Annotated in this window: 13 protein-coding genes; 1 reads left to right on the forward strand and 12 read right to left on the reverse strand. The window is 50.9% G+C overall.

All coding sequences use genetic code 11. From position 1 onward, the window contains the following. The first annotated feature begins 256 nt into the window (after window positions 1-256). Window positions 257-1,099 (forward strand): helix-turn-helix domain-containing protein, encoded by an 843-nt coding sequence (locus tag ACTHPM_RS08090; RefSeq protein ID WP_440394669.1) that lies wholly within the window; start codon window positions 257-259, stop codon window positions 1,097-1,099. Window positions 1,100-1,562: 463 nt separating this feature from the next. Here the strand turns inward: ACTHPM_RS08090 and ACTHPM_RS08095 are convergent, their stop codons facing one another. From ACTHPM_RS08095 to ACTHPM_RS08150, 12 genes are all read right to left on the reverse strand, one after another. Further along, entirely contained in the window at window positions 1,563-1,934 is a 372-nt protein-coding gene (locus tag ACTHPM_RS08095) for a hypothetical protein (RefSeq protein ID WP_440394670.1), read from the reverse strand. Window positions 1,935-1,962: 28 nt separating this feature from the next. Beyond that, entirely contained in the window at window positions 1,963-3,525 is a 1,563-nt protein-coding gene (gene rlmD, locus ACTHPM_RS08100) for a 23S rRNA (uracil(1939)-C(5))-methyltransferase RlmD (RefSeq protein WP_440394671.1), read from the reverse strand. 255 nt (window positions 3,526-3,780) lie between these two features. Continuing rightward, a complete protein-coding gene (locus ACTHPM_RS08105) occupies window positions 3,781-5,016 on the reverse strand; it encodes a hypothetical protein (protein WP_440394672.1) in 1,236 nt (411 codons plus the stop codon). A 49-nt stretch (window positions 5,017-5,065) separates the two neighbouring features. Continuing rightward, entirely contained in the window at window positions 5,066-5,527 is a 462-nt protein-coding gene (locus tag ACTHPM_RS08110) for a hypothetical protein (RefSeq protein ID WP_440394673.1), read from the reverse strand. Continuing rightward, entirely contained in the window at window positions 5,520-6,107 is a 588-nt protein-coding gene (locus tag ACTHPM_RS08115) for an RNA polymerase sigma factor (RefSeq protein WP_440394674.1), read from the reverse strand. The genes ACTHPM_RS08110 and ACTHPM_RS08115 overlap by 8 nt, the downstream gene beginning before the upstream one ends. Window positions 6,108-6,211: 104 nt before the next feature. Further along, window positions 6,212-7,096: an NAD-dependent epimerase/dehydratase family protein gene (locus ACTHPM_RS08120; RefSeq protein ID WP_440394675.1), complete on the reverse strand. Its 885-nt coding sequence runs from the start codon at window positions 7,094-7,096 to the stop codon at window positions 6,212-6,214. Window positions 7,097-7,214: 118 nt separating this feature from the next. Next, window positions 7,215-7,910 carry a DnaD domain-containing protein gene (locus tag ACTHPM_RS08125; RefSeq protein ID WP_440394676.1) on the reverse strand — a complete coding sequence of 232 codons (696 nt, stop codon included), beginning with the start codon at window positions 7,908-7,910 and terminating at the stop codon, window positions 7,215-7,217. A gap of 20 nt (window positions 7,911-7,930) precedes the next feature. After that, entirely contained in the window at window positions 7,931-9,226 is a 1,296-nt protein-coding gene (gene asnS, locus ACTHPM_RS08130; RefSeq protein WP_440394677.1) for an asparagine--tRNA ligase, read from the reverse strand. A gap of 50 nt (window positions 9,227-9,276) precedes the next feature. Further along, entirely contained in the window at window positions 9,277-10,485 is a 1,209-nt protein-coding gene (locus ACTHPM_RS08135) for an acetate/propionate family kinase (RefSeq protein WP_440394678.1), read from the reverse strand. After that, window positions 10,482-11,354, reverse strand: a complete 873-nt coding sequence (locus ACTHPM_RS08140; RefSeq protein WP_440394679.1) for a 3-hydroxyacyl-CoA dehydrogenase family protein — start codon at window positions 11,352-11,354, stop codon at window positions 10,482-10,484. Before ACTHPM_RS08140 ends, ACTHPM_RS08135 begins: the two co-directional genes overlap by 4 nt. A 145-nt stretch (window positions 11,355-11,499) precedes the next feature. Next, window positions 11,500-13,002, reverse strand: a complete 1,503-nt coding sequence (locus tag ACTHPM_RS08145; protein WP_440394680.1) for an AAA family ATPase — start codon at window positions 13,000-13,002, stop codon at window positions 11,500-11,502. Beyond that, entirely contained in the window at window positions 13,002-13,526 is a 525-nt protein-coding gene (locus ACTHPM_RS08150; RefSeq protein ID WP_440394681.1) for a hypothetical protein, read from the reverse strand. The genes ACTHPM_RS08145 and ACTHPM_RS08150 overlap by 1 nt, the downstream gene beginning before the upstream one ends. Window positions 13,527-13,551 lie beyond the last annotated feature (25 nt).

The following is a 13,551-nucleotide window of genomic DNA, read 5'->3' on the forward strand; positions in this document are numbered from 1 at the left end:
GCGTGAGGATTTATGGCTGAAGGGGGCTCACTATATAGAGGAACAGTACATTAAGGGAACATCATCGAGGCAATGACTTGATCTTCATATAAGCACGGCTTTACTTTTTTCTTTCTTACGTGTAAAATTCTTCTAAATTTTAATTATCCGACTTGACTGTTATTATACTTTTTATATTCTAGTTGTATTTACATGGGTCTGCACTTGGAAAAACGCGATTAGAATTGAGGATTTTAGCAATTACTGGAGGATACATATGAGTACCGAACGCTATGAGAATCCATTAAAGAATGACTCGTTTAATCCGCTTAAGTTACTTTACATTACCAAATCAAAATACGAAGACGACTGGCACAGCACCCTTCATGCGCATCAGTGCAGCGAAATCTTTTATATCGTCAGCGGGCAAGGTGAATTTCATGTAGGAGATTCTGTCTTCCCTGTAAAAGCGGATCAGCTTGTTATCATTAACTCTAACGTTGTACATACAGAATCTTCCGTTCCATTGTGTTCCCTGGAATACATCGTTATGGGTGTGGAGGGATGTGACTTCCTGCTTACAGACAACGAGGACTGCGGCTACTGTAACATTGATTGCTCGGACACAAACAAAGATATCCTGCAATATATGGAACTGATTTTGGCGGAACTGGAGGGCAAGAAAACGTATTACAATGTTGTTGCCCGAAACTTGCTGGAGATTCTGTCCGTCAAACTGTTGCGCCATAATTCCGTTGTGCTGAAACAGACTACTACCAGTAAATCCAGCATTCAGTTAGCCTTTGTCAAACGGTACCTTGACAATAATTATAAAGAAGACATTACTCTGGACCTTTTAGCAAAAATCGCCCACCTTAACAAATACTATCTGTCTCATCTCTTCAAAAAAGCGTATGGAACCTCCCCCATTCATTATCTGGTACAGCGTCGCATTACGGAAAGCCGCCACTTACTTGCGCAAACAGACTACCCTATTTCCGAAATTGCCTTGATGCTGGGTTTTTCCTCCTACAGTTACTTCTCACAAAGCTTTAATAGGATTGAAACCATAAGTCCCCAGAAATACCGTCAACGCGCCAAATCAATTAGACAACAATGAATTTGCCAAGGTTCAGTGCGATTTGAACCGCAGCATGTTGAAGTAAAACTCTCCAGTGAATCATGCCAGGGATGTTTTCTTAAACCTCTTAGTTCATTGGATCTCATGAAAAGCTACTGCTGCTACCGAAAGGACCCTACAGTTCTATTAAGCTGCCTTTGGTATTTCCCCGTATTAATCGCCAATGTAGACAATGTCGCTCACCTTTCATTCTCCTATGCTTTGGCCGCTTCTCGCCGAATTCGACCTTTCTTATAGAAGAGTTAGCTACGCTTTGCTTACTCTTAATCTACAGGCGAAGCTTTAATGGAGCTTAAATGAACGGACGTTTCCGCATAGCAAAACGGCCTGTTTCGTTTAAGACGAAACAGGCCCATGAAAATGCGGAAAGCATATAAATTTTACGGTTTAACTTTTATATTACTTGAATCAATCGCATGAGAAAGCGTTTAAAGAATCCATGTCATACATCGTCTGCTTCAAATTCCTTGTAATAAGATATGAAGCCATCGATAATATCCTGTCTTGAACGGACATACGCATCCTCAACGCCGCCGTTGTTCAGGCTGTCGATCCATTCCCGGTCGATCATGCTGCCGATATCCATCGTGATCGTATATTTGGCTTTCTCGATCAGCGGGACATCGGACGGATCTCCGAGACAATACAGATAACCGCACAGCAGCCTGATATATTCGCTGCTTCCATGATCAGGACTGCTCTTCTGTTTGGATATCTCCGCTTCGAGCAGATTGATAATCTCCGCTTTTGAAATTGTGCTGAACTCAAAGCCATATTGGTTTATGAGCAGTTCTGCTTTTTGCCCATTTGTCATGTCTTTGTCACCTCGTTTGTATAGATGCTTACACCTTTGTCAGCAACACGCAGCATTCCACATGACTCGTCTGCGGGAACATGTCCACCGGCTGCACCCATTCGATGCGGTAGCCACCGTTCAGCAGCACCTGGCAGTCCTTCGCGAGCGTGGCCGGGTTGCAGGACACATAGACCATACGCTTCGGCTTGGAGCGCACGATGGCGTCCAGCAGAGGACGTTCGCAGCCGGTGCGCGGCGGGTCGACGACCACCACATCCGGGCGGATGCCGCGGCCGACCCAATCGGGCAGCAGCTGCTCGGCGCGACCCTCATAGAAGTGGGCGTTGCCCACGCCGGACGATTTGGCGTTATCGCGCGCGTCCAGCACCGCTTCGGGAATCAGCTCAATTCCGCGCACTTCCTCGGCGAAAGGCGCAAGCCACAGTCCGATCGTGCCGGTGCCGCAGTAGGCGTCAACCACGAGCTCTTTGCCGGTGAGTCCGGCCGCTTCCTGCACGGTATTGTACAGCTTTAGGGTCTGCTCCGGGTTCAGCTGGAAAAAAGCTCGCGGTGACAGCGCGAAATGCACGTCACCGAGGGATTCTTCCAGTTGGTCCTCTCCCCAGAGGATTACGGTTTTCGGCCCGAAGACGAGCGGCGATTTACCTTTGTGGATATTTTGGGCAATGGTGATGACCATCGGGAGGCGTTCCCGGATTTTCTCTACAAAGCGTTTCGAGTCCGGCAATCGGTCCGCCGATGTAATCAGCGTCAGCTGCACTTTGCCGCTCTTCTTGCCTACGCGGGCCACGATGGTCCGTACGGCTCCTTCGCGCGTCCGTTCGTTATATACGGGGATCCGGAGCTCCTCCATCACTTCTTTGACGTGCTCAATAACATGGTTCACAACCGGATGCTGAATCGGGCAGCCGCTGATGTCGATCAGTCGGTGGGAGCCGGCAGCATACAACCCTGCGATGATGTCTTCCCCGTCCCTGCCTGCCTGCAGCTGGGCCTTATTCCGGTAACCCCATGGATCTTCCATGCCAAAGATCGGCCGGAGCGGAATATCCTGAAGTCTGGCATAGCGCTGGAAGGATTCGCGCACGATCTCCTCTTTGGCCTGCAGCTGCGCCTCATAAGTCATATGCTGCAGCTGGCACCCCCCGCAAATGCCGTACACGGGACAAGGCGGTTCCTGCCGCTGCGGCGACCGCTTTTCGATTTCCACAATCTCCCCTGTCAAGTATCCGGATTCGATGCGGGTCACTTTCGCCTTCACGACTTCACCCGTCAGGGCTCCCTCGATAAATACCGCTTTGCGGCGATAATATCCCACACCTTCGCCGTTGATGCCGATACGCTTGATGGTGACGATGATCCGGTCTCCTGCTTTGACGGACTCAGCGGTATCTGCCTGCTTGTTTGCGGGATGCTGCTGCCGGTAGGATGGTTTGCGGCTACTTTGAGCCGATTGCGTCTTTCCTTGCTGCTTCGGATGGTTTGCTTGAGACCGCGCAGAAGATGCGCCCGCCGGTTTGCCGGCGCGCTTGTCCGCTCCACCCCCTGCCGTAATTCCCTTTGTCTTGTTGTGTATTCTATCAGCCATGATCCCGATGATCGCTCCGTTTCTCTCATAAATTCATGTTCTCACTATACCACATTGGAGCTTCATTCCCAATCCAAACGCCAGCCAAACCAGTCGGTTGACGAGCTGCTAAGACTACAATTTCCATACTTTCGTATATCCAATAAAAAAGGAGCCCCCCTGCTCCTTCCATACACCAGGAACGAAAGCTTTGCTCCCTCATTGTGTTGAAATGCAGTGGTTCTCCTGTGTTGAATAACAGTCTAATAGGATCTGTCATCTTTCATGAAACTTTTCTTCCCTGCCGCCACGCTTCTTCTCCGTTCCCGTCATCAGCTTGATGCCTCCGGCAATCAGCAGGATCGAGACGATGGCAGGCTTCAAATAACGGTTGATCCGATAGTCGATGTACAAATCCGGAAACCAGTTGCTGAGAGCGGGAAACAAAATGCTTGTAGCCACATAGTAGAGGCCGAGGAGCATCAGTCCGGCGCCGAGCCAGCGCTGGTGATTCGAAATGCCCTCCACGATCGGACGGTCAACCAGTGGTTCTCTGCCATATCGGCTCGTTTGCTGCAGCCCGTCGAAGAACGAGAAGAACCAGATCAGCGGAATCAAAAAGAGAAAGAGCGATAAGTGAAGCACATCCAGCACGTACACGCTGCCCAGAAAGATGACCATCAGCTGAAGCCCTCTCTTCTGCAGTCCAAGGTACATATGCCCCGCACCTGGAAAAGCAGACAGCAGCGTGGCAATGACCTTGCTTCGTTTTCCGTCCTCGCGCCCTGCCTCCATGTCATCAAACAAGCTGCGGTCCTGTAGGATTTCCCCCGCCTGCCGGCGGTGAATGAGCTGGACAGCGTCAAACATGCAGTACAGCCAAATGATCGGCAGCACCCCAAGGAATAGAAGGAAAATGGTGTGGCTGGTCAAGCCGGTCAGGAAAAACATGATCGTTCCGAGCCCAAAAAAGGCGATCAAAAAAGACAATCCTCGCTGCATCAGACCCATGTGCAGATGTCCAAGGCCAGGAACGAAGGAGAGCAATATCGTGTAAAACCGTTCGCTCTCGGGACTTCGTACCGAGCCGGAAGGCGGAGGATATGGCGGCTGAAAGCTGTTCATGCCAGGCTGCCCCATGTCTCCGAAAGGTTCCTGCTCCGGATAGCCGCCTGTATGTGCGTTACCCGGACCGTGGTAATTCGGGTATCCGTTTGGCGCATAGCCTCCAGGCCCGTAGGGCTGCTGCATCGGCGGAATCCGCAGCAGGTGTACAATCAGGTCCAGCATACAGATGATCCAGAGTACAGCGGCGCAGATGGCCGTAAGTCCAAAGATGGCCTCTTCGCCATTACTGGCCACAAACAGCATGAATCCGAGCAGGATTCCCCCGAAGAACATCAGCGGATAAACGAATCCCCTTCCCTTTCTCCCCATATAATAGTGTCCCAGCCCCGGGATGAAATTGAGGATGAAGGCAGTCATTTTATTGCGGTACGGTTCCAAATTCATCGATCCTTTCAACATAGTTAATATCAAGCCTTTTTCCAATCCATAAAGCTTAAGGTTTCATCCGGTCAAGCCACCCCGTCGTTACTTTGACCAGCTCTTCGCTGTAAGAAACCTTGCCCTCGTGGTCACCAGCCTGCTGGGGACCCGGCGTAAGCTTGTCGAACCATCCTGCCGAGAGGAAGATCAGCGTCAGGCAGGCGGCAATGGCATAATGGAACAATCGGTGTTCATACCAGCGGCGACTTCTGTCTTTCGACGCAGATGCAAAAGGTACGATCTTCTCTGCGGATGCTTCAATCCGCTCCATGACTTGATCCGCAAAGGTTACCGGCTCTTCCAACCTGGGAAGCGTCTGCGATTCCAAGTCCATGGCCTGCATATAAAATGTAAAAGCCTGTTCATCCTCAAGGAGAAGAGATTCCATCATCTCGGCCCGATCAGGCGATATGTCGCCGCGGATGTACGCGGCCCACTCTTCCGGCAGCGGCATTTCTCCCTTGTTCTCACTCATACCATTCTTCCTCCTTCCAATGGGTACGAATCCAGCCTCTCGCCCGGTACAGGCGGGATTCCACGGTTTTTACCGCAATATCCTGCTCTTTGGCGATCTGGTCATAGCTCTTTTCCTGTATATAAAATTGAATCAGAATATCCTTGTGCTGGGCTGGCAGAAGGTCCATCTTTTTTTCCAGCAGCGCCTTTTTCTCTTTACGGACCAGCTGCACCAGCACATCCTCTTCCGCTGACGGCAGATGCTCGATAAGCTCGGCATCCGCCATTTGGTCTTCCCGCCGCCTGTTCAGCCTGCGTTTGACGTCAATGGCTTTATGTACCGCAATGCGGGTAATCCATGTCTTGAACCCCTGGGAACGGTAATCCGGGAGAGATTTATAGACTTGCAAAAAAACTTCCTGTGCCGCATCTTCGGCTTCTTTCGGTTCTTTAAGCACAGAATAGGCCGTTTGGAACACATGCTGCCCATATTTCTCTACGAGCGTCTTGAAAGCAGCCTGGTCGCCGCGCCTGATTTGATCGATCAATCGTTCTTCGTCAATCTTTCTCTCCCCCTTCCCCGTATCAATAGACGACATGATTTTGGCTGACCCTGCATCTTTTTCGAAAAAAAATGAAAAACAGCCCTATCCCACTCGAGGGAAAGGACTGTCATCATGTTTCCAAGGTATGGTTCCAGGTCTTACCGCTCCTGAAGGGACAGCTGGCGGATCAAACCCGGGAGCCAGGAACGCAGCGGCTGAAACTGAAAGCCCAGACGTTCCGCCTTGTTCGTATCCATGACCCAGGAGTCCGGTACGCCGAATGGTGATTGATCCTTCTCTCCAGCCTGCTTGGTGATGAGCGCCTTTTTGCCGGTTTCCTTCTCAATCCAGCCGATGAGCTCGGACAGCTTGACGTCTCCCTGGGAGCGTGCGTTAATCGGACCTTCGACGCGCTGATTTTTCATCCAGCTGAGGAAGGCTGCCGCCTCTTGTGAGGAAATGAAGCACATTTTGGCCTGCAGGTTCGGAATGCCGATCGGCTGTTCTTTCTTCACATGATCGATATGGAATTCGAGACGCCCTGTATAATCGTCCTCTCCCAGCACGATCGGGAAACGGACGGCCGCAGCCGGGAAATCAGCATTCTGGAAAAATACAGCCTCGGCTAGACGCTTGCCTTCTCCATAGGAAAAGTCATTCTTACCGCCCATTGTGATCGGATAGATGTAAGGATTCACGTCCTTTTCCTCATGCGTCCGGGAAGCCGGCTCATATACGGATAAGGTGGAGGTCAGTATGTATCTTTTGACTTTCCCGTTGAATACATCAACCGCATCCTGCGCGGCTTGGGGCGAGTAACAGATATTGTCATAGACGGTATCCCATTCGCGGCCACCCTCTGTAGCTTGGGCTAGGGATTCTTTATTCTCACGGTCGAGCTGTATGCGACCCACTGCGTCCCCGAATCCGTCCTCTGTATTGCCGCGGGTTGCAATCGTTACTTTATGTCCTTCATCCAGCAGCTGCTGGACAAGCCTTTTGCCGAAAAAGCGGGATCCGCCCAAAATAAGTATGTTCTTCATGCATGGTCCTCCTCATTGTTATCATGGCAATGATGCACAAATAAAATTCTCTACGTATTTTACCATAAAAAGCGTGCCTTCCGAATACATCCGGATAGACACGCTTCTTTTTTATCATTTATGCTCGTCCGCTGCTGCGGAATTTTTGCGTATAGGCTTTGGCATCATTCACGGTTTTGACGCGGTTGCGGCTCCATTCGAGCAGGATCCGGTCAATGTAACGGAAATGAACCTTTCCGGCGAACACCGCTTCTTTCAGCGCCATCCGAATCAGTTCTTCGGGATAGCGGTCCTGATCAATCCAGCCGGAGATGGTCTCGCACTCCATCGGGGAGAGCGGTCTGCCGAACTCTTTTTCGAAGACGATGAACAGATTATGCCCTTCCTCCGGCTCGCTAGCCTCGGATGGCTTAAATCCGGTGCTTCGATGCGCGGCGTTGTTCTTCTCCTGGGCTGCCAGGCAGCGTCCCAGCTGCACGTACAGACCCGATAAATTATAACGCTCGTATTGAATATTCCGCAGCTCATCCAGCTCTTCGTCAATACTGATCAAGCCAGCCTTTAACAGCTTCTGCAGGCATTGCGCTATCATCTGGGTGGAAGCACCCGTCACCTCCTGCAGCTCTTCGAGCGTCGGAAAATCCTTCTGCTCCACCTGCTTGAAAGAGATCAGATGAATGAGTAGCAGCACCTCCTGATCGCTGAGCTTGAGCTTACGGTAATGCTGGAGCAGGACATACGGAATGACCGCCATGCCCGCTCCCAAACCGGATGAGGCTCCCCCAGCCCATGTTTTCCATCCTTCGTTGTCCATGAGCTTCACCTCTCCTTATATTATGGATACAGACGATACAAGGTACGAGGGAAAGGAATGGTTTCGCGCACGTGATCGAGTCCGCAAATCCATGCAACCGTACGTTCCAGTCCCAGACCGAATCCGGAGTGCGGAACGGTACCGTAGGTACGCAGATCCATGTACCATTGGTAGGTTTCCATGGACAGGTCGTGTTCCTTGAAACGCTCTTCCAGCAGGGCTGGATCATCGATACGCTGCGAGCCTCCGATGATCTCTCCATATCCTTCAGGAGCAATCATGTCAGCGCAGAGCACGACTTCCGGACGGTTCGGATCAGGCTTCATGTAGAAGGCTTTGATACCGGCCGGATAATGCGTGATGAAGACCGGCTTCTCGTATTTTTCGGCGATAGCTGTCTCATGCGGCGCTCCAAAATCCTCGCCCCAAGGAATGTCGAAGCCTTCTCCCTGCAGGAATTTGATGGCATCGTCATACGTAATGCGCGGGAACGGCGCCTTGATGTTCTCAAGCTTGGTAATATCGCGTCCCACCGCTTCCAGTTCAGCCTTGCAATTTGTAAGCACGGATTGAACCACATGGCTGATGAACTGCTCCTGAACCTGAAGGCTTTCTTCGTGATCCGTAAAAGCCATCTCTGGCTCGATCATCCAGAACTCGATCAAGTGACGGCGCGTTTTCGATTTCTCGGCGCGGAACGTCGGTCCGAAGGAATATACTTTTCCCAGGGCCATGGCCGCGGCTTCCATATATAGCTGGCCGCTCTGCGTCAGATAAGCATCCTCTTCAAAATACTTGGTATGGAAAAGATTCGTGGTTCCCTCAGCGGAGGTTGGTGTCAAAATCGGCGGATCCACCAGCGTGAAGCCGTTTTGATCGAAAAACTCCTGCACGGCGCGAATGATTTCGCCGCGGATGACCAGAATGGCACGCTGCTTCGGCGAACGCAGCCACAGATGGCGGTGATCCATCAGGAAATCGACACCATGCTCCTTCGGTGTAATGGGATAATTCTCGGTCAGGTGGATAATCTCAATCCCCGTAACCGTCATCTCATAACCGGATTGGCTGCGCGGCTCTTCGCGAATGACACCCGTTACGTAAACCGAGCTTTCCTGCGTCAAGCTTTTCGCGTCGTTCCATACCTGCTCGGGAACCTCGCTTTTCACAACGACGCCCTGAATATATCCGCTTCCGTCACGAAGCTGCAGAAACTGGATTTTACCACTCGAACGCTTGTTATTGATCCAGCTGCCGATCGTTACGGCTTCTCCTACATGCTGATTCACATCACGAATCACACTTTTGGTGGCCATGCCTAAATCTCTCCCTTTGCTTTTGCTTGCTTGGTTTCAGATCGTAAAGTCTACGACTTCAATCCCTGAACGATGCGGTTCGTATCCCGGGCAATGACAAGCTCTTCATTGGTCGGAATAACGAGCACTTCCACCTTGGAATTGGCCGAAGAAATGCGGCGCGGTTCGCCGGAACGGATTTCATTCAGCTTCTCGTCCAATTCAACGCCCAGGTAAGTCAAATTTTCGCATACTTTTTGGCGTAAAACAACCGAATTCTCCCCGACGCCTGCTGTGAAGGTAATCACATCAACGCCGTTCAATGCGGCTGCATACGAACCGATGTACTTACGTAGACGGTACTCGTACATGTCGAAAGCCAGCTTCGAGTTGGCATCGCCTTTTTGCATGCCGTCCGTAATTTCCCGCATATCACTGCTGATACCGGAGATCGCCAGGAGACCGCTGTGCTTGTTCAGCATGGAGTTGACCTCATTGACGGTCAGTTCTTCCTTATTCATTACATAAGGAACAATGGCAGGGTCTAGATCGCCGCTGCGCGTACCCATCATAAGGCCTTCCAGCGGCGTCATGCCCATCGAGGTATCGACGGAACGACCGTCTTTGATGGCGGTAATGCTCGCACCGTTGCCGATGTGACAGGAAATGATCTTCAGGTCCTCAATTGGACGGTTCAAAAATTCGGCTGCTGCCTTGCTGATAAATTCATGGGAAGTACCGTGCGCTCCGTAACGTCTTACTTTATGCTTACTGTACAGTACTCTTGGGATGGCATACAGATATGCATGCTCCGGCATGGACTGATGGAAAGCTGTATCGAATACGACGACCTGCGGCACGTTCGGCATATTGGCCTCCGCCGCTTTGATTCCCATCATGGATGCCGGATTGTGCAGCGGTGCAAGATCAAACAGCTGCCGGATTTTGGTCTTCACGTCTCCGTCCACGAGAGCAGATTCGCCGAAGTACTCGCCGCCGTGCACGACGCGATGGCCTACGGCCTCGATTTCGTCCACCGACCCGATGACTCCATGCTCCGTATCCGTCAGCAAAGACAATACTTTGCGGATGGCCGTCGTATGCTCCAAAATCTCACTGACCTCGGAGACTTCAGCGCGGCCTGCCGGCTTGTGCGTCACGATGGAGGAATCCATGCCGATCCGCTCTACCAGACCTTTAGCCAGAACAGACTCGTCCTTCATATCGTAAAGCTGGTATTTCAAAGAGGAACTTCCTGCGTTAATAACTAGAATTTTCATACCCGGTCACCATCCTTGTCGTACTTGAAGAAGCCTTCACCCGTTTTGACACCCAAATGTCCTGCGCGTACCATTTTTTTCAGCACGGTCGACGGACGGTATTTCAGTTCGCCGAATTCGCGGAACATGCGCTCAAGTGCAGCCAAGACGGAATCCAATCCAAAACGGTCGGCCATCTCAAGCGGACCATGCTGGAACTGGTAGCCGATGCGCATCGCATCGTCGATGTCTTCCGCGGATGCTACGCCTTCCTGCAAAATATGCAGCGCTTCGTTGATCATGAGGCAGATCATGCGGCTCGATACGAAGCCGGGGGATTCATACACCATAACGCCTTTTTTGTGAACGACTTCCTCGACAAAGCGCTTGGTTTCGGTGAAAGTCGAATCCGAAGTTTTAAGTCCGCGAATAATCTCCACAAGATCCACTTTGCTTACCGGATGGATGAAGTGCATCCCGATGACGCGTTCCGGATACATCGTCGAGCTCGCAAGCTCGGTCAAGCTGAGCGAAGACGTGTTGCTGGCAAGGATAATATGATTAGGACACACCTGATCCAGCTGGGAGAACACCTGCTTCTTCGCTTCCAGGTCCTCGGAAATGGTCTCGATGACCATATCGCAAGTGCCAAGCTCCGCAAGATGCACCACCTTATGAATTCTGCCCAAAATTAATTTTTTTTCAGCTTGGGTAATCGCCCATTTTTCGAGCTGCTTGTCCAGACTGAGTTCGATCATCGAATAGGAATAGTCCAGCTTCTCCGGCGTTTTTTCAACCAGAAGAACGTCAAGGCCGCGCGCAGCCAGCATCTCGGCGATGCCCTGCCCCATCGTGCCTCCACCAATGACACCAATCTTTTTAAAGTACATGTTTCTCTTCCACCTTCCTATAGCCACTAATACTATATTTATAATGTACCCGATTTTCTACTCTGTAAGAGAGTACATAGTGACCCAAACTATAATAATAACTTAGCACAAGAAAAAAGTAAAAAAAAAGAACCAGCATCACAATTTATGCTGGTAAAAGGGAATGTTCATGAAATAGACAACGAAATTGCTCGCCTGACAGCGTCTCCTCTTTCAAAAGGATGTCGAGCGACTGCTCGTAGATCGTTCTTCGCTCCTCGAGCATGGACCGCGTACGCTTCATCAAGTCTTCCATAATGATTTGGTTCTCTCTCATTAACTCTTCTTTCGTCACCATATCGATATCCACGATGCCGAGCGAAGTCAGTCCCGATTTCATCATCGTCTGCACGATATTCAGCGCTTGCTCGAAATCGTTGCTTGATCCGGTACTCCGTCCGCCGTAGAAAATTTCCTCTGAAGCTGCCCCGCCGAGAGCGATCATGATCTGCTCTTCCAGGAAGGATTTCGTGTACAGGTACTGCTCCTGCTGCGGGTTATGCCGAACATAGCCGAGTGCTTTGCCGCGAGGGCTCAGGGCTACCTGGCTTACACTGCCGGGACGAACAAGCTCTGCCATAATGGCATGTCCGAGCTCGTGAATTGCGACGCGTTTTTTCTCTTCGAGTGTCGATTCGCGGTCGGTACGCTCACCCATCATCACTTTATCGATCGACATGGACAGATGTCTTTGCTCGATTTCTTTTAATCCTTCGCGCATTGCATATATGGCAGCTTCATTCATGACGCTTTCCAGCTGTGCACCCGAGAATCCATAGGATTCTTCCGCGATCTTGTCCAGAACGACCTCTGTATGGAGAGGCTTGTTCTTGGCATGAAGCTCCAGAATATGCTTGCGGCCTTTTTTATCAGGCAAATCCACTTGAATATGACGGTCGAAACGGCCTGGGCGAAGCAGCGCACTATCCAGCATTTCCTTCCGGTTCGTCGCTGCAATCAGCAGAATGCGCGGACTGTCGGAGGAATAAATGCCGTCCATTTCGGTAAGCAGCTGGTTCAGGGTCTGATCATATTCGCGCTGCTGACCGCCCTCGCGCTTGCCGCCGATGACGTCGATCTCATCAATAAAAATAATGGCGCTCTGCTTGTTTTCTTTGGCTGCACGGTTGCGGGCGTCCCGGAACAAATCGCGCACGCGTCCCGCGCCGACGCCGACATACATTTCGACGAATTCACTGCCGGATGCGGCTACGAATACGGAATCCGTATAATGGGCTGCCGCTTTCGCCATAAGCGTTTTACCCGTTCCCGGAGGCCCCGTAAGCAGAATGCCTTTTAACGGCCTGATGCCGAGCTTGCGGATCTCTTCGTGCTTGATCAGGAAATCCAGGGCTTCCATCAATTCCTGCTTTGCATTATCCTGTCCGCCGATCTGCTCGAACGTAAGCTTCTGCGGCCCGCTCTTTTTGCGTTTGCGTTCCGCGCCCGCTCCGACTGCCAATCCGCCGCGCATATTGGTCACGAACAGCAGTCCGCCGATCATCAGCGCAGCGATCACGAGCGGAATAATGTTAAAACCGATAAAAGCAAGGAAAATAAACAACACCGGCACGAAACCTATCAGAATTTCTTTAGTCCATCTTGGCATTATTCCCACACTCCCATCTTGCCGGGATCCCGAGGCAGCACGATAAACTTGCTTGCCGATCCGTCGCTAAGGCTGATATACACATTCTTCGTATCCATCTCCGTCTGGGTCTTGATTCCGGAATCCTGCGCGAGCTTTTGCAGCTTCGCAGGGATGTCCGTGTATTTTTTATTGTCCATGGCTTCTGCAACGGTGAACATCGCAGAATCCCAGTAACGGTTCAGCTTGTCCGAAGAGTGATCTACGAAATCAAATTTCAGCGTACGATTGCCTACAACCGATTTTCCTTTGGTCGTTATTTGATCAACAAGTCCGGATAAATTCGTATTTGGCTTCAAATCAAGTTTCAAGTTGATCTGATTGCGGTTAATATTGAATTGAGCGTCGTTGACGCCCTTATAATCTTGGACGATTTTTTGAAGTGGTCCCTGCATTGTCGTCTGCCGGTAGAAGAACCAGCCGCCAAACAGCAAGGCAGCAGAAATGACAACAGTCAGCACAATCGGTATTGGACGCAATTTCAATTGCTTGTCCTCCTCTCAAAATATG

Origin of the sequence: Paenibacillus sp. SAFN-054, from assembly GCF_051966755.1 — a bacterium.
In the GTDB taxonomy this organism is placed as follows: Bacteria; Bacillota; Bacilli; order Paenibacillales; family Paenibacillaceae; genus Paenibacillus_AQ.